The sequence below is a fragment of the Maritimibacter sp. genome, from assembly GCF_016774595.1.
GTDB lineage: Bacteria > Pseudomonadota > Alphaproteobacteria > Rhodobacterales > Rhodobacteraceae > Maritimibacter > Maritimibacter alkaliphilus.
Genome location: NZ_JACBWT010000001.1, coordinates 1,954,447 through 1,971,636 on the forward strand (window position 1 = coordinate 1,954,447; position 17,190 = coordinate 1,971,636).

Annotated in this window: 14 protein-coding genes; 2 read left to right on the top strand and 12 right to left on the bottom strand. The window is 63.6% G+C overall.

Annotation, left to right across the window (positions count from 1 at the left end):
* The 4 genes from nosZ to gyrB form a co-directional block, all read right to left on the bottom strand.
* Nucleotides 1–1,896 (bottom strand): TAT-dependent nitrous-oxide reductase, encoded by a 1,896-nt coding sequence (nosZ, locus tag HOY44_RS09845; RefSeq protein WP_008332248.1) that lies wholly within the window; start codon nucleotides 1,894–1,896, stop codon nucleotides 1–3.
* Between the two features lie 12 nt (nucleotides 1,897–1,908).
* A complete protein-coding gene (locus HOY44_RS09850; protein ID WP_287434547.1) occupies nucleotides 1,909–4,071 on the bottom strand; it encodes a NosR/NirI family protein in 2,163 nt (720 codons plus the stop codon).
* 156 nt (nucleotides 4,072–4,227) lie between these two features.
* Entirely contained in the window at nucleotides 4,228–4,395 is a 168-nt protein-coding gene (locus HOY44_RS09855; protein WP_040884842.1) for a twin-arginine translocase TatA/TatE family subunit, read from the bottom strand.
* 247 nt (nucleotides 4,396–4,642) lie between these two features.
* Nucleotides 4,643–7,060 (bottom strand): DNA topoisomerase (ATP-hydrolyzing) subunit B, encoded by a 2,418-nt coding sequence (gyrB, locus tag HOY44_RS09860; RefSeq protein ID WP_287434548.1) that lies wholly within the window; start codon nucleotides 7,058–7,060, stop codon nucleotides 4,643–4,645.
* 179 nt (nucleotides 7,061–7,239) lie between these two features.
* Here gyrB and HOY44_RS09865 point away from each other — a divergent pair, with 179 nt between their 5' ends.
* Nucleotides 7,240–7,410 (top strand): hypothetical protein, encoded by a 171-nt coding sequence (locus HOY44_RS09865; protein ID WP_287434549.1) that lies wholly within the window; start codon nucleotides 7,240–7,242, stop codon nucleotides 7,408–7,410.
* Here the strand turns inward: HOY44_RS09865 and HOY44_RS09870 are convergent.
* From HOY44_RS09870 to rpsT, 6 genes are all read right to left on the bottom strand, one after another.
* Nucleotides 7,403–8,023, bottom strand: coding sequence for a LysE family translocator (locus HOY44_RS09870; protein WP_008332270.1), 621 nt, complete (start codon nucleotides 8,021–8,023; stop codon nucleotides 7,403–7,405). The genes HOY44_RS09865 and HOY44_RS09870 overlap by 8 nt on opposite strands.
* Entirely contained in the window at nucleotides 8,020–8,436 is a 417-nt protein-coding gene (locus HOY44_RS09875; RefSeq protein ID WP_008332277.1) for a VOC family protein, read from the bottom strand. The genes HOY44_RS09870 and HOY44_RS09875 overlap by 4 nt, the downstream gene beginning before the upstream one ends.
* Nucleotides 8,433–9,548: a DNA replication/repair protein RecF gene (gene recF, locus HOY44_RS09880; protein WP_287434550.1), complete on the bottom strand. Its 1,116-nt coding sequence runs from the start codon at nucleotides 9,546–9,548 to the stop codon at nucleotides 8,433–8,435. The genes HOY44_RS09875 and recF overlap by 4 nt, the downstream gene beginning before the upstream one ends.
* Nucleotides 9,545–10,663 carry a DNA polymerase III subunit beta gene (gene dnaN, locus HOY44_RS09885; RefSeq protein WP_287434551.1) on the bottom strand — a complete coding sequence of 373 codons (1,119 nt, stop codon included), beginning with the start codon at nucleotides 10,661–10,663 and terminating at the stop codon, nucleotides 9,545–9,547. Before dnaN ends, recF begins: the two co-directional genes overlap by 4 nt.
* Before the next feature lie 152 nt (nucleotides 10,664–10,815).
* Entirely contained in the window at nucleotides 10,816–12,195 is a 1,380-nt protein-coding gene (dnaA, locus tag HOY44_RS09890; RefSeq protein WP_287434552.1) for a chromosomal replication initiator protein DnaA, read from the bottom strand.
* A gap of 544 nt (nucleotides 12,196–12,739) precedes the next feature.
* Nucleotides 12,740–13,003: a 30S ribosomal protein S20 gene (rpsT, locus tag HOY44_RS09895; protein ID WP_008332285.1), complete on the bottom strand. Its 264-nt coding sequence runs from the start codon at nucleotides 13,001–13,003 to the stop codon at nucleotides 12,740–12,742.
* A gap of 285 nt (nucleotides 13,004–13,288) precedes the next feature.
* Here rpsT and HOY44_RS09900 point away from each other — a divergent pair, with 285 nt between their 5' ends.
* Nucleotides 13,289–15,367: a DEAD/DEAH box helicase gene (locus HOY44_RS09900; RefSeq protein ID WP_287434553.1), complete on the top strand. Its 2,079-nt coding sequence runs from the start codon at nucleotides 13,289–13,291 to the stop codon at nucleotides 15,365–15,367.
* Nucleotides 15,368–15,409: 42 nt separating this feature from the next.
* Here the strand turns inward: HOY44_RS09900 and HOY44_RS09905 are convergent, their stop codons facing one another.
* Nucleotides 15,410–16,186 (bottom strand): enoyl-CoA hydratase, encoded by a 777-nt coding sequence (locus HOY44_RS09905; RefSeq protein WP_287434554.1) that lies wholly within the window; start codon nucleotides 16,184–16,186, stop codon nucleotides 15,410–15,412.
* A 65-nt stretch (nucleotides 16,187–16,251) separates the two neighbouring features.
* Nucleotides 16,252–17,103 carry a bifunctional DNA-formamidopyrimidine glycosylase/DNA-(apurinic or apyrimidinic site) lyase gene (gene mutM / locus HOY44_RS09910; RefSeq protein ID WP_287434555.1) on the bottom strand — a complete coding sequence of 284 codons (852 nt, stop codon included), beginning with the start codon at nucleotides 17,101–17,103 and terminating at the stop codon, nucleotides 16,252–16,254.
* Between the last annotated feature and the right edge of the window lie 87 nt (nucleotides 17,104–17,190).

Sequence of the window (17,190 nt, forward strand, 5' to 3'; positions counted from 1 at the left end):
TTAAGCGGCCTTGGGTTTCACGAGCATCCGGCCGCGCATCTCCATGTGGAGCGCGTGGCAGAACCACTGGCAGTAATACCAGTGCACGCCCGGACGATCCGCGGTGAAGGTGACGGACGCCGTGGCCTGCGGCCCGACCTCCATCGCGACACCGTGGTTGCCCAGCGTGAAGCCGTGGGTCAGGTCGTCGACCTCGTCCATGTTCGTGACATAGACCGTCACCTCGTCGCCCTGATTGACCTCGAAGCTGTCGAGGCTGAAGGCGGGCGCGACCGAGTGCATGTAGACCCGCACCTTGTTGCCGTCACGGATCACGTCGGCACCCCAATCGAGGTCCACACCGTCCGCCTCGGCCTGCTTGCGCGCGTCTTCCCAGAGCACGTCGCCGCGATCATAGACCGACACCGGGTTCACCTTGTCGGCGCGCACGAGGATACAGTCGTGCGGCTCGGCGAAGGTCGGGCCGTCGTGCACCACTTCCATCTTGTCGCCGGAGATCGAGATGAGCTGATCGTTCTCGGGTTTGAGCGGCCCGACGTTCAGGAACCGGTCTTTCGAGAACTTGTTGAGCGAGATCAGGTATTCCCCGTCCGCTTCCAGCGTCTCGCCCATGGTCGTGTGGTTGTGGCCGGGCTGATACATCACGTCGACCTTCTCGATGATCGGGTCCACGTCCTCGCCGTTGAAGGCGCGGATGGCGTCTTCGATGTTCCACTTCACCATCTGGCTATCCAGGAACAGCGTCGTGAAGGCGTTGCCCTTGCCGTCATAGGCGGTGTGAAGCGGGCCGAGGCCCAGCTGCGGCTCGGCTACCACGGCGCTGCGCGGATCGGCGCCCGCGAAGACGTCGGGCAGCTTGGTCACGTCTACCACGGTCACGGTGGGCGACAGCTTGCCGTTGATGCACAGGTGCACCTTGTCGGGTGCCATGTTGCAGCCGTGGGGCGAGTTCGAGACGGGGATATACTGGGTGTATTTCCCGGCCTTGCGGCCATCCAGAACCTTGACCCCGTTGTATTCGGTGTAATCGCCCGCCGCGACGCCAGCTTCGATGGCGGCGATGTCGAAGATCACGACCCAGTCCTGCTCGTTCTCGGTCATCTCGGCCAGCGTCACGCCGTTTTCCGAGTTGTAGCAGGTCGAGAAGGCGAACTTGCCTTCGTAGTCCGCGTCGCAGTTGTCGAGGTTGCCGTTCACGATGACCTGCCACGCGATATCCATCGTGTCGCCGTCGATGGCGGTGAAGATCGAGACGTACTTGTCCGGCTCGTCCAGAATGATCCCGTCGTTGGGCAGCGGGATGCGGTGCTCGCCGTTGGCGAAGACATAGCCGGTGCGCGGGTATTTCTGGGGGCGCAGACCGTGGATGTCCGACGTGTTCGGAATCTCGATGATCTTGTCGGTCTTCATGATGTCGCAGCGGATACGCGCGACACGGGTGTTGGCTTTGTCGTTGGCGAACAGGTAACGACCGTCATAGGTGCCTTCGGTGAAGGACATATGCGGGTGGTGCAGGTCGCCGTTCTCATAGGTCTGGCGGCCACGCTTCGCGAGGAACTCTTTTGTTTCGGGCAGCAGACCCTCGGTCATCACCTTGAGGCTTTCGTTGGTCGAACCCCAGCCCGTTGCCGAGCAGCGGTTGAACACCGGGATACGCATGAGCTCACGCATCGACGGCACGCCCATGATGCGCACCTCGCCCGACTGGCCCGAGGACCAGAATCCATAATAGCTGTCCAGCTCACCCGGCGCGATTTCGGCACCGGCTGCTGCGGCGGCGCGGGTGGTGGCGAGCATTCCCAGCGTTCCGGTGCCCCCCGTCGCCGCGAGCGCGGCGATGCCGGCGCTTCCTTTGAACAGCCCGCGTCGTGTCAGGCCCTTTTTCTCTTCACTCATCGGAGGTCTCCTTCAGTTGGTTTTCGAGATCTGGTTCGGGTGGCCGAGGTTCGGCCGGTCGTCATGGGCCGCGAGCGATGCCGCAGCGGCCGCATCACGGGCGCGGCGCTTGTCGGTCTTGATGACGACCGGACAGCGCGCGTGATCCTGGTAAAGCACCTGACAATTCAGGCATGAGATGCATTCGTTCGGGTTGATCTCGCCCGTCGGGTGGATCGCCTTCACCGGGCAATCGGCCGCGCAGAGCTGGCAGGGGTTGCCGCATTCCTTGTAGCGGTTGAGCCAGCGGAACATGTGAAGCCGCGCCGGGATCGCGAGGCCGCCGCCCAGCGGGCAGACATATCGGCAATAGAAACGCTCGATGAACAGGCCCGGCAGAAGCGCCGCGACGGCGATCAGGACGAACGGCAGGGGGCGGGCGAATTTCAGGATGATCGCGGTCTTGAACGGCTCGACCTCGGCGAACCTTTCGGCCAGTTCGAGCGAGTAGAGCGACAGTCCGAACAGCCCGAGGAACAGGATGTATTTCACCGCCCAGAGCCGTTCGTGCAGCCCCCACGGCAGCGTCACCTGCGGCACGCCCAGCTTGCGCGCGACCCTGTTCGACAACTCCTGCATCGCGCCGAAGGGGCAGAGCCAGCCGCAATAGGCCCCACGCGCCCAGAACAAAAGCGCCGCCGCCACCGCGAACCACAGGATGAAGATCAGCGGGTCCATCAGGAACGTGTCCCAGTTGAAGTCGCTGAAGAAGGCGTTGGTGACGGCCAGAATGTTGACGACCGAAAGCTGCGCATTCGCGATCCAGCCGACGAAAACCAGCGTGAAGACGAGGTAGGCGTTGCGCAGGATGGCGAAGGTCCGGGCGTTTCGCGTGGCGAAAGTCTGGAAGAAGAAGATGCCCGAGAGCAGCGCGAGCGCGGCAGAGAGGACGATCACCTGAAGGCGCTTCGTCTCCCATATCCGTTGCCACAGCGCATTGCGCGGGTTCGCGTCGGTCTGCGCCACGGGTGCGGCGAGCGGCTCGACGGTGCGGGTATAGAGATCGGGCAGGTCGTAGGCCAGTTCGCGGGTCAGGAAGACCTTTTCGATGGGCCCCACCGCGCGGCTGACAAGAAACTGAAGCCGGAACGGCGCGGCCGGGTCGAAGCCCGCCGCGGCAGGCACGATGAACAGGTCCATCTCGGTGAAATCCGGCGCGCCGGCGGCGGCGATATTCACGATCCGGGCATGTTCGCGGTCGAAGAACCGGTGCGAGATTTCGCCTTGGATCAGCTGGAAGCGGTCGAAGATGCCGCCGCGCACGTAGCCCGACCCCTTGAACGACCAGCGCCCGCCGCCGAACACCGCAATCGCCTCGTCCCCCGGTTCCATCCGGGCCACGAGGTTGTCATAGGCCCCGTCGCCCAGCAGGCTGCGCCCGATGGCGGGCTGACTGACGAGCGCGGCCCAGATGTCGACATAGGCCGCATCATCGGGGCCGTCCTCGGTTTCCTTTTCGGTGCGCGGGTCATTGAATGCCGCGAAATCGGCGTTGATCGTGCCCACGTCGATGGTCATGCGCCGCAGCGCGCCGTTTCCGGCCAGCGTTTCCCAATCGGTGACCTCGCCGGCGTCCCGGTCCACTTCGCGTGTCGGCCCGGTGGTCTGAGCGACCTCGAACCCTTCGAGGCCAAGCGCCTGCGCCGCCTTGATACCGGAGCGCAGGATGGAATCGTCGATCACCATGATCGTCACCGTCGCGCCCGACACGATCTCGAGATCTTCTGGCGCCCGTTCGGCCACCTGATGCAGATCGAACCCCGTGTAGTGGTCGATGACGGCGGTGATCTCGCTTTCGGGAATGCCGACCAAAACGATGGGTTCCGAGTGTTTGACCAGCTTCGCGCCGGTCAGCATGGCCTCGGGCGAGATACCGGCGACGACGTGGATCGGTTTGCCGGAATACCCGGTCGTCGGCACGAAATCAGAGGTGAGGTAGGCCCAACCGACAGGCTCTTCGCCCTTGAGCGCGGGCACCAGCCCGTCCTCCCCGACTGCGCCGAACGCATCCGCGCCCGGCACGATGTCACCGGGGGTCACCTCGGACAAAAACGCCCCGATCAGCGGATCGGCCGCCGCAACGCCCCCTGTCAGGACAAGCGCGATAGTCGCGAGAGCACGAAGGATGACGCGCATGGATGGACCCCGATGGTTGTTCTGGTTTCGGGGTAAAGGCTGCGGGCAAAGGCAAGTTTGTGATTTCGCAAACACCGGCGCGGTTTGGCGGCCCACCAACGAAAAACGCCGCCGTGGGTGCGGCGGCGCTTTGTCTGGCGGTGGATGGTGAGGGGGTCAGACCGAGGCGGTTTCATCCTCATCCTTGGCTTCGACGCCCTTGCGGAATGATGTGATCCCCTGACCCACTTCGCCCATGATCGACGATAGCTTGCCGCGTCCGAAGAGAACGATGACGACCATGGCGATGATGGCGAGACCGGGGAGGCCGATGTTGTTCAGCATATTGGTGCCCTTTCGTTTCAGGTGATTTGGGCCTTGGGCCGAAATCGAGTTGTCGCGATGAAACGATACCCGGACCACGGCGCGGAACTTTGCGATTTCACAAAATTCCGACGCCTTCGCGCACACTTGATACGCCGCCCCGGAGTCGGGCGACCCCCGTTCAACACCTGAAGCGGCACCATCGGACAGGTTACCGATGGACCGCGCCATTCCAAGTTTGGGGTCGCGGCGTTCGGCCGACAGACCGTCAGATGTCGAGGTTTTCCACCGAAAGCGCGTTCTGCTGAATGAACTCACGCCGGGGTTCGACCACGTCGCCCATCAGCTTGGTGAACAGATCGTCGGCATCCGCCAGATCATCGACTTTGACCTGAAGCAGCGTGCGCGCTTCGGGGTCGAGCGTGGTTTCCCAAAGCTGATCCGGGTTCATTTCGCCCAGACCCTTGTAGCGTTGCAGCGTCAGGCCTTTTTCGCCCTCGGCGAGGATGGCCTGCAACAGATCGGTGGGACCGTAGATCTCTTGATCGCGGTCCTTGCGGGCGAGCGACGAGGGGTCTTGATAATAGCCCCGCGTCTCTTCGCTGACCTGGCTGAGGCGGCGCGCCTCGCCCGATCTGAGGACCGCTCCGTCGAGCGTGCGGATTTCTTCGACACCGCGTAGGATACGGCTCAGACGGATGCCGTGATCTTGCGTGATCCGGCCATTCCAGCCCTTTTCGTATTCCACCGCGACCTGATCGAGCCGCTCCGCCACCCGGTCGGCGACCGCCTGAAGGTCGCTGTCCGCTGCACCCGGATCGAAAGCCCCGGCAAGGGCCGCCTGTTCGAGGATGTTGCGGGGGTAATGCGTCGGGAAGGCATCAAGGATGCGTTTGAACGACCGCGCGCCTTCGATGATGCGTGCCAGATCGGGACCGGCGATTTCCTCACCGGTCTTGAGGCGCAGGACGGCGCCCTCGATCCCCTGCTGGATCAGATAGTCTTCCAGCGCAGGAACGTCCTTGATGTACACCTCGGACCGGCCCCGCGACACTTTGTAAAGCGGCGGCTGGGCGATGTAGAGATATCCGCCGTCGATGATTTCCGGCATCTGGCGGTAGAAGAAGGTCAGCAGAAGCGTGCGGATGTGCGCGCCGTCAACGTCGGCGTCGGTCATGATGACGATCTTGTGGTAGCGCAGCTTTTCGATGTCGAATTCGTCGCGCCCGATGCCGGTGCCGAGCGCGGTGATGAGCGTGCCGACCGTTTCCGAGCCGAGCATCCGGTCGAACCGCGCGCGTTCCACGTTCAGGATCTTACCGCGCAGAGGCAGCACCGCCTGATTGTGGCGCGACCGGCCCTGCTTGGCCGAACCACCAGCCGAGTCACCCTCGACGATGAACAACTCGCGTTTGGCGGGGTCTTTTTCCTGACAGTCGGCCAGCTTGCCCGGCAGGCTCGCCACGTCATGCGTCGCCTTTTTGCGGGTGAGTTCGCGCGCCTTGCGGGCGGCTTCACGCGCCAACGCGGCTTCGATGATCTTGCCGACGATCATCTTGGCCTCGTTCGGGTGCTCTTCGAACCAGTCCGACAAGCGTTCGTTCATCAGGCTTTCGACCGCCGGGCGCACTTCGGACGACACCAGCTTGTCCTTTGTCTGGGACGAGAACTTGGGGTCCGGCACCTTGACCGACAGCACGCAAGTCAGACCCTCGCGCGCGTCGTCGCCGGTGAAGGCGACCTTTTCCTTTTTCGCCAGACCCGAGGAGTTGGCGTAAAGGTTCATGGTCCGTGTCAGCGCACCCCTAAAGCCCGCCATATGGGTGCCGCCGTCACGCTGCGGAATGTTGTTGGTGAAGGGCAGCACCATCTCGTTGTAGCTGTCGTTCCACCACATCGCGACTTCGATCCCGATCCCGTCACGTTCGCCCGTGATAAAGATCGGCTCTTCGATCATCGGCTGCTTGTGGCGGTCGAGGTATTTGACGAATTCCTTCACGCCGCCTTCGTAATGCAGCTCGGTTTCCAGCGGCTCGGCGGGGCGTTCGTCCTTCAGGATGATGCGCACGCCGGAGTTCAGGAACGCAAGCTCGCGCAGGCGAGTCTCAAGCGTCTTGAAGCTGTATTCGAGGTTCGAGAACGTGTCGGTCGAGGCGAGAAAGCGCACTTCGGTCCCGGTCTTGCCGTTCGCATCCCCGACGACTTCGAGGTGCTTGGCGGTATCGCCACGTTCGAACCGCGCGATATGCTCTTTCCCGTCGCGCCAGATGCGCAGCTCCAGCCAATCCGACAGGGCGTTCACGACCGATACGCCCACCCCGTGCAGACCGCCCGACACCTTGTAGGAGTTCGAGTCGAACTTCCCGCCCGCGTGAAGCTGGGTCATGATGACTTCGGCCGCCGACACGCCCTCTTCGGCATGCATTCCGACCGGGATACCGCGCCCGTTGTCATAGACCGATACGCTGGAATCCGCGTGAACCGTGACCGTCACATAGTCCGCGTGACCCGCCAGCGCCTCGTCGATCCCGTTGTCCACGACCTCGTAGACCATATGGTGCAGGCCCGAGCCATCGTCGGTGTCCCCGATATACATGCCTGGGCGTTTACGAACAGCCTCCAAGCCCTTGAGAACCTTGATGGAATCTGCACCGTATTCGGAATTGTTCTGCGCGTCGTCGGCCATGCGAGCCTTCCTGTTTTTTTGTTGCCTGTTTCTAGCGTTTCTGGCCGGGATTGTCACGCGAATGACACCATATTTGGTGGTTCGCGCGGGAAGGATGCCCGAGATTTTTCACAGCCCCGACACAGGCTGGCCCATATCCTTTGAGACGGTTCGGCGCCCGCTACAACGAGGTGTTCGCAATGCGGTATCTGCGCCCCATCCTGTTGTCCTTCGGTATCGGTATCGGCGTCGGTTTATTGACCCATCCCTACATGGCGATCATCGCCACCGTCATCATGGCCCCGGTGCTGCTCATGCTGGACCGGATCATGTTCCCCGTGTCGGACGAGCGGGCCGAACCGTTCAGGTGAACGGGATGATCGCGGCCACCACGATCAGCAAGGCCCCTGCGGAAATGTTGAGCCGTCTGAGCGCCTTGGGCGAGGTCAGGAGGGTGCGAAGCTTACCGATGAACGCCGCCATCAGGACGTTCCCGAAAAGCGGCACCGCCATCGACAGGGCGACGATCAGGGCGATGTCCGGCCATGTGAGCGCGGTCAGGTCGAAGAACCCCGGCAGCATCCCCATGTAAAACAGGATCGCCTTGGGGTTGGCTAGGATCACGATCACCCCTGCGACGAAGCCCGCCCACATGCCGGGCCGGGTCAGGCGGCTGTCCGCCGCGATCTGCTTGTCGGCGTTCCGGATAATGGTCCAGCCGAGCCAGAGGAAGAACGCGCTCGCCACGAATTTGAGCACGACGGTCAGACCTTCGAACTCGGTCGCGACCCAGCTCATCCCCAGAATGGCGAGAAGCGGCCAGAGCGCATCGCCAATGGTCACGCCCAGCGCGAGCGGCCATGCGGCGTGGAAGCCGCCCGACATGGCACGGGCCAAGAGGGCCATCCAGACCGGCCCCGGTGTCAGGAACAGGACGAGAAGCGCAAAGGCATAAAGCCCCGCGTCAGCGAGTGTGAGGGTCAAGCGATGCGGCCCTCGTCATCCAACGCCCAGAACGGATTATGGGCGAATTCCCAAAGGTGGCCGTCCGGGTCCGCCACATAGGACGAATACCCGCCCCAGTCCGTCTTGAACGGCTGCGTCACCGGCGACGCGCCTGCCGCGACGGCGCGCGCGAACATCGCATCCACTTCGTCGTCGGAGTTGAAGTTCTGCGCCAGCGTCATCGCCCCGGTCTTCAGGTCTTCGACGGTGCGCCCGGTTTCCTTGGCCAGCCCTTCGAGGTGGAAACAGCCGAATTTCATACCGTTCATGTCGAAGAACAGGGTCTGACCCAGATCCTCTTCGATCACCCACCCGAGCGCCTCGTAATAGGCGCGGCTTCGTTTGGGATCGGACACACCTAGTGTGATGAGCGTCACGCGATTGGCCTTCATGGGGCGACCTCCTGAATCAGGGACTGGCCCGCCTCATCACGGACTTCGATATGCATGGCCCGCGCGCCGAGCTCTGTAAAGAGTTCCGGCCCCGTTCCGGTCAGGAACGCTTGCGCGCCCAGCGCGACGATCTCGTCATACAATGCGGCGCGGCGGTCGGCGTCGAGATGCGCGGACACTTCGTCCAGAAGCAGCATCGGCGGCGCGCCGAAGTCCTGCGCCAGCGCGCGACCGTGGGCAAGGATAAGCGAGACGAGCAGCGCCTTCTGCTCGCCCGTCGAACATTCCCGCGCGGGCATCGCCTTTTCGGCATAGGTGGCCGCCAGATCGGCACGGTGCGGGCCGACCAGCGTGCGCCCGGCCATCAAGTCGCGCGGGCGACTTTCGGCATAGGCCCCGGCCAGCTCCGCCGCGCCCTCCGGGCCCGTTTCCGCCCCGTCGGCGTGGAGGAGTTGCAGTTCAGCCGCCGGAAACGCGGTCTGCGCCGACATCTGGGCGCCGACGATCAGCGCGACCGTGCGCCGACGATTTTCCTGTATCGCGGCGCCCGCCTTGGCCATCTGCGCCTCGAGCGCGCCATACCAATGCGCGTCGCGATGCCCGTCTTTCAGCAGCCTGTTCCGGTCGCGCATCGCCTTTTCATAGGTCAGCACCGCCTCGCCATGCCCCGGCTCGAAACTCATCGCCATCCGGTCTAGGAATTTGCGCCGTCCGTCCGCGCCCTCCATCCAGAGCCGATCCATCACCGGCACAAGCCACGTGACGCGCGAGATGCGGCCCAGCGCGACCTGTGCCGCGGTCTTGCCGTCGATGGTGACGTTGCGCGAGCCGCCGGGTTCGGCCCATGTCTCGACCTCGTGGACCTGATGGAGCGATTGAAGCACGCCTGTCAGCTTCCACCCGACGCTTTCGGGTCGCCGCGCCATATCTTCGGCGGAAGCGCCCCGCAGACCCCGTCCGGGGGACATGAGGCTGACGGCTTCGAGGATGTTGGTCTTGCCCGCCCCGTTGCGCCCGAAAATGGCGATCGGACGCGCGTCCAGCGACAGAACGGCCCGCCTGTGGGAGCGGAAATGGGAAAGGGTCAGTTCTCTAAGATAAAGACCCGTCACACGCGCATCGGCATGACGACGTAGACCGCGCTGGTGTCGTTGCCTTCGCGCATGAGCACCGGCTGGCCTGCGTTGTCGAACATGAACACCGCGTTTTCGCGATCCACCTGACTGGCGATTTCCAGCAGGTATTTCGCGTTGAACCCGATCTCCATACCCTCGTCGCCGTAAGCCACGATCAGCTCTTCCTCGGCGGCGCCGGCATCAGGCGCGTTCACGGACAGCGTCAGCTTGTCTTCGGCCAGCGCGAGCTTCACGGCGCGGGACCGTTCCGACGACACGGTCGCCACACGGTCGACCGCCTTGGCGAACTCGGCGGCGTCCACTTCCATCTTCTTCGTGTTCCCCATCGGGATCACGCGGGTGTAGTCCGGGAAGGTGCCGTCGATGACCTTGGAGGTCAGCGTGATGTCGGGGGTCGCGTAACGCACCTTGGTCTCCGACACCGACACGGCGATCTGCATGTCGTCATCGTCCAGAAGCTTGCGAAGTTCGCCCACAGTCTTGCGCGGGACGATCACGCCGGGCATATCCTCGGCCCCTTTGGGCAGATCTGCGTCGATGCGGGCCAGACGGTGACCGTCGGTCGCCACGCAGCGCAGCACTTTGCCGCCCTCGGCATCGGACACGTGCATGTAGACGCCGTTCAGGTAATAGCGCGTTTCCTCGGTCGAGATCGCGAATTTGGACTTGTCGAACAGGCGGCGCAGCACCGGCGCGGGGGCCGAGAAATTAGCGCTGTATTCCGACGAAGCCATCACCGGGAAATCTTCTTTCGGCAACGTGGCGAGCGAGAAGTTTGACCGTCCGGCTTCGACCGTCAGACGGCCCGCGGCACCATCGTCGGTGAGCTGGACCATCGCGCCGTCAGGCAGCTTGCGCACGATCTCGTGCAGCGTGACCGCGCTGACCGTCGTGGCACCCGCGCGTTCGACCATCGCGGGGGCCTTGTCGACCACTTCGATGTCGAGATCGGTGGCGCGGAAGCTGACCGTGCTCCCCTCGGCCTCGATCAGCACGTTGGCGAGGATCGGAATGGTGTTGCGGCGTTCAACGACCGACTGCGCCTGACCGACCGCTTTCAACAGCACGGCGCGTTCGACGGAAATCTTCATGTCCCACTCCCGATATCGTCAGGGCGCACTGGCCCCGGGACGGCGACATTACCCGGTTCCCCGCCCGTCTCAAGGTTTTTCGCACTGTCTGAGTGTTTCAAGGCAGGGTCAAGGCCCCGCCCCGGCATCGACGTGCGTCCATCGCGCTGGGCCTAGTGCTCCAGCGCCTTGCGCAAAAGGTCGACGTCTTCGGCGATCTGGTGGTCCGTCGAGACCAGTTCCTCGACCCGCTTGACCGCATGCATGACCGTCGAATGGTCACGGCCACCGAAGCGGCGCCCGATGTCGGGATAGGACCGGGTGGTCAGATCCTTGGACAGCTTCATCGCCACCTGACGCGGACGCGCGATCGAGCGCAGGCGTTTGGGGCCGATGAGGTCGGACAGGCGGATGCCGTAATGCTCGGCCACCTTGCGCTGGATTTCTTCGACCGTGACCTTGCGGTCCGAGGCGCGCAGCACATCGGTCAGACATTCCTGCGCACGATCCAACGTGATCTCGCCGCCGACGAGCGAGGCGAAGGCGAAGAGCCGCATCAGGGCCCCTTCGAGCACGCGGACATTCGTGGTGATCCGGTGGGCGAGGAATTCCAGCACGCCGTCTGCGATGGACAGGTCAGGGTAGGTTTCGCGGTAGGCCGCGACCTTGGATTGAAGCACGCCGAGGCGCAGTTCGTAATCGGTCGGGTGCAGATCGACGACAAGGCCGCACTGGAGGCGCGACTTGATCCGCTCTTCCAGATCCTTGATCTCGCCCGGCGCACGGTCGGCGGAAATGATGATCTGCTTGTTCTGGTCGATCAGCGCATTGAACGTGTGGAAGAACTCTTCCTGCGTCGAATCCTTGCCCGCGATGAACTGCACGTCATCGACCATCAGGACATCGACCGAGCGGAACATGTGTTTGAAGTCCATCATCTGCTTGTCGCGCAGCGCCTGCACGAAGCGATACATGAACTGTTCCGCGGACAGGTAGAGCACGCGCAATTGCGGCTGCCGCTCGGTCATTTCATGCGCGATGGCATGCATCAGGTGCGTCTTGCCGAGACCGACGCCACCATAAAGGAACAGCGGGTTGAAGGTGACGGGGCCACCCTCGGCCACGCGGCGTGCGGCGGCATGGGCAAGCTCGTTCGGCTTTCCGACGACGAAGCTGTCGAAGGTGAAGCGTTTGTCGAGCGGCGCCCCCGGAAGGTCGTCACCCGCCCCGGACTTGGCGGCGGCAGGCCGAGCGTTTCCGTTCGCGGGTGCCGGGGCCTCGTCCGCGGCGGTGGCGCGGTTCGTCTCACCGACGCGGGGCACGACGAATTCGAGCCGCGAGACCCGCGCACCGGCATTCACCATATGCTGAAGAATCTGCTCGCCGAAATTGCGCTGAACCCAGTTACCCATGAAGTTCGTCGGCACGAGGAACGTCGCGACGCCCCCGTCCAGATCGTTGAACTCGAGGGGTTCGATCCAGTTCCGATAGTTATTCTGCCCGACCGAGCGTTCCAGCCGCTCGCGTACTTGTCCCCACATATTATCCGCCATCTCGTCTCTGACCTGCTTCGTTTAGTCCGCGTGTCGCGCGGCCCGTTCCCCCGGCAAGGCACATGCCGGTTCAGCGATCATCTCTGACAAGACTGACGGCCCATGACCCGCAAAGGTCACGCGCCACCAAACGCAACAAGCGCCCGACGGAATACTCCGTAGGTGCCGGATTGCGTCCGGTTTGCAGCCGAAGGTACCCCCTCAGATCCCTTCGGTACGGCTGAACGAGGATCCCCACCCCCGTTTTCCGTTCTGTCCCAAGTCAGCGATGTGAATCGCCTGCTCAAGATAGGTGGGGGGTCGGGAGAGTCGCAACTGATCTTCGCGCTTGACTCTGACTGGGGTCAAACGAATCCAGAGCCGCTTTCACAATTGCAATGTTTCACTTGGGAAACTGTCGGTTTGAACCGAATCGTGGCTTTGGATCGAATTGTCCGAAAGCATACATGGCGTGTCCGTTCGGCATCATCTGCACGCCCGAACGAAAAAACGCGGCCCGCTTGGGGCCGCGCCTTGATGTCGCGTCGTCACGTCAGATGACGGATCAGGCAAGCGCCTTCACGCGCGAAGACAGGCGGGACATTTTCCGCGCTGCGGTGTTCTTGTGGTAGACGCCTTTGGTCACGCCACGCATCAGCTCCGGCTGGGCGGCTTTGAGGGCGGCGGTCGCAGCTTCCTTGTCGCCCGAAGCGATGGCTTCCTCGACTTTGCGGAGGTAGGTGCGGATGCGCGAACGGCGGGCTTTGTTGACGGCAAAACGACGCTCGTTCTGACGGGCGCGTTTCTTGGACTGGGGCGTATTCGCCATGGTGATCTTCCCTTCGTCGGGTTCGTTTCAAATATCGGCAGCATGAGACGACGTCCCGACCGGGTTTCCTACCGGCTGATTCCGACCTGAGCGGGTCTCACGCGCATGTAGCGGCGGCGTATATGGGGTTTCGCACGGCTTGTGAAGTCCCTTGTGAGCGAATCCTTCAATGATCCCCGTTATTTTCATATACAAACCCTGCGCCGCGCTGTAAGGACGCTGATCTTGCGCGGCCAGATCGCGCCCATGCGTGCCAATGCACCGACGACTACGGACCACCGGAACATGACCCGCCTGATTAACGAAGCGCTCGCCGAGCGCGGTTACGACACTCTTACCCCGGTGCAGGAGGCGGTGAGCGATCCCGATCTCGCCGGTCGCGACCTGCTGGTTTCGGCCCAGACCGGGTCGGGGAAAACGGTGGGCTTCGGCCTGGCCATCGCGCCCACGCTTCTGGGTGAGGACGAAGAGTTCGGGCCTGCCGGACTGCCGCTGGCGCTCGTCGTCGCACCGACGCGCGAACTTGCGATGCAGGTAAAGCGCGAACTGATCTGGCTTTACGGCAAGACCGGCGCGCGCCTCGCCTCCTGCGTGGGCGGGATGGACATGCGGGACGAACGCCGGGCGCTGGAGCGCGGCGCGCATATCGTCGTCGGCACGCCGGGCCGCCTGCGCGACCACATTCAGCGCGGGTCGCTGGATATGAGCGAACTTCGCGCCATCGTGCTGGACGAAGCGGATGAGATGCTCGACCTTGGTTTCCGCGAAGACCTTGAATTCATGCTGGAAGAAGCGCCGGAAGAGCGGCGCATCCTGCTGTTCTCGGCCACCGTGCCGCCGACCATCGCGAAGCTTGCCGAGCAGTATCAGAACGACGCCGCCCGCGTGAACACGATCACGGGCGCGACCCAGCACGCCGACATCGCGTATCAGGCGATCCGCGTGGCCCAGACCGATGCCGAGAACGCGATCTTCAACCTGCTGCGCTACCACGATTCGGAAAACGCCATCGTGTTCGCCAACACCCGCGCGCAGGTCGCGCACCTGACCGCGCGGTTGTCGAACCGTGGCCTGAACGTGGTGAGCCTGTCGGGTGAGCTCAGCCAGAACGAACGCACCCATGCGCTGCAAGCCATGCGCGACGGGCGGGCGCAGGTCTGCGTGGCGACCGACGTTGCCGCGCGGGGGATCGACCTGCCGAACCTCGATCTGGTGATTCACGCCGATCTGCCGAAGAACACCGAAAGCCTGACGCACCGTTCGGGCCGCACGGGCCGCGCCGGGCGCAAAGGCATTTCGGCCCTGATCGTGCCGCCGCGCGACGTGAAAAAGACCGAGCGCCTGCTTGGCTGGGCCAAGACCACTGCGGAATGGACCACCGCGCCGTCGGCTGACGACATTCACGCGAAAGACGAGGAGCGCCTGCTGGCCGATCCGGTCTGGACCGAACCCGTAACCGAAGCGCAGGCCGCATTTGCCGAGAAGGTGCTCGCCCAATACGGGGCCGAGGCAGTGGCGGCTGCCTATCTGCGGTTGTTCCAATCGCGTCAGGGTGCGCCGGAGGATCTGCTGCCGCCCGACACCAAGCCGGAGCGCAAGGAGCGCAAGCCGTTCGGACCGAGCAAGTGGTTCGCCCTGTCGGTGGGACAGGCCGAGAAGGCCGAGGCGCGCTGGCTCCTCCCGCTCATCATGCGCGCGAGCGGAGTGGAGAAGGCCGACATCGGCGCGATCCGTGTTCAGGGGGCCGAGACCTATCTCGAACTGACCGAGAAGAGTGCCGAAGGGTTCCTGTCGTCGCTCGGGGCGGACGGCGAGTTGGACGAGGGCATCAAGGCCCGCGCGCTGGACGCCGCGCCCGAGCTTGGTCCGCGTTCCAAGCCCGAACGCCGGGACGGCAAGCCGCCCTTCAACAAAGGCCCGCGTGACCGCAGCGAGCGGAAAGAGCGGTCGGACGACAAGCCGCGTGAACATGGCGCCGCGAAGCGCAAATTCGACGGCAAACGGCGCGCGCAGGCCGAGGATGGCGCGACGACCGCCTACAAGCCGCGCAAGACATCGGACCGCAAGGATGACGACAAGCCGCGCGGCAAACCCAAGGGCGAGTTCAAACCCAAGGGCGAATTCAAACCGAAAGGCGAGTTCAAGCCCAAGGGCGACGGCAAGAAACCCTACAAGCCGAAAGGCGCGAAACCTTCGGGCGACCGGCCGGCACCCAAGGGCAAACCCGCCGGGGCTGCCAAGCCGAAACCCGCGGGCAAGCCCGGTGCAGGCGATACGTCGAAGTCCTTCAGGAAACCGCGTGCGAGCGCGGTAAAGGGCAAGCAACCGCGCGGTGCGAACGCCACGCCCCGTCGCAAGCCCTGACGCAATGTGACGCCCGGCTGGCGTGAACCAGCCGGGACAGGATCACTTGTCGCGGAACTGCGGCTCGCGCTTTTCGATGAAGGCGGCCATGCCCTCTTTCTGGTCCTCGGACGCGAAGAGCGAATGGAACACGCGGCGTTCGAACAGGATCGCCTCGGTCAGCGGCATCTGGTCGGCGCGGTGCACCGCTTCCTTGATCGCCATGACGCTGATCATGCCCTTCTCGGTAATCTTGCGGGCGGCCGCCGTCGCCTCGTCCAGCAGCTTCTTCGCGGGAACCACGCGGCTGACCAGCCCCGAACGCTCGGCTTCTTCCGCGTCCATGAACCGACCCGTCAGGTTCATGTCCATCGACTTGGCCCGGCCCACCAGACGTGTCAGGCGTTGCGTGCCGCCCATGCCGGCCATCACGCCCAGGTTCACCTCGGGCTGCCCGAATTTGGCGCTGTCCGCCGCGATGATGAAATCGCACATCATGGCCAGCTCGCAACCGCCGCCCAGCGCGTAGCCCGACACCGCCGCGATGATCGGCTTGCGGATACGCATGACCGCCTCTTCTTCCGGCGTGAAGAGATCACCCAGAAACACGTCGGCAAAGCTCTTGCTCGACATCATCTTGATGTCCGCGCCCGCCGCGAAAGCCTTTTCCGAGCCTGTGATGATGAAGCAGCGAACCTTGTCGTTCTTCTGCCCGTCCGCCAGCGCGTCGCCCAGTTCCTTGAGCAATTCGAGGTTCAGCGCGTTCAGCGCATCCGGCCGGTTGAGTTTGATTGTGCAAACGTGATCTTCCACGTCCACGATGATGTTGTCGTAAGCCATCTGTTATGATGCCCCTTCCCATGCAGTCCGCCCATGCCTAAGCGAGTCTCAGGCGGGGCTTCAAGTCACCTTTGACAGGTGGGGCAGTAGAAGGACGAGCGGCCGGATTGCACGATCCGCGCGATTTTCGCCTGACATTCCGGTGTTTTGCAGGGCTGGCCCTCTTGGTCGTAGACCCGGAAAGTGTGTTGAAAATACCCCAACTCGCCATTGGCTTGCCGGTAATCGCGCAACGAACTTCCGCCTGCCGCAATCGCCTCGGCCAACACGTCGCGAATGATGGGAACCAGCGACGCGATACGGGAGGCCGAAATGCGCCCCGCCTTGCGGGCCGGGTGGATGCCCGCACGATAAAGCGCCTCGCACACATAGATATTTCCCAGCCCCGCCACGATCCGCTGATCCAGCAGCGCCGACTTGATCGGCGTATTCTTCCCGGCGAGTTTCGCGATCAGGTAGCCTTCGTTGAATTCGTTCCCCAATGGCTCCGGACCCAAAGCGGCGATGAGCGGATGAAGATCGCCCGTGCCGGTCGTGAACAGGTCCATCGCTCCGAACCGCCGCGCATCGTTCAGCGTGATCCGCGCGCCGCCGTCCATGTCGAGCACGACGTGATCGTGTTTTTCCGGCGCGGGGTGCTCGTGGTGGAACTTGCCCAGCGTCGTGCCGGAAATCAGGATGCGCCCCGACATGCCCAAATGGATCAGGCAGGTCTCATTCGTATCGAGATCGGCGAGGATGTATTTCGACCGCCGCCGCAGGCCCAGCACGGTTGCACCCGTCAGCCGTTCCGCCATCCGTTCGGGAAACGGCCAGCGCAGACCTTCGCGCCGAACCTCGGCCCGCGCGATCCTGTGACCCGTCATCACGGGCTCCAACCCCCGACGAACCGTTTCGACCTCTGGCAGTTCCGGCATCTCATCCCTCTCGGTAAGCCGTGCGTATATAGGGCATCGCCGCCCGGCGCGACAGTCTGCCCGCCAGTTCGGGTTTGTCGTTTGCCT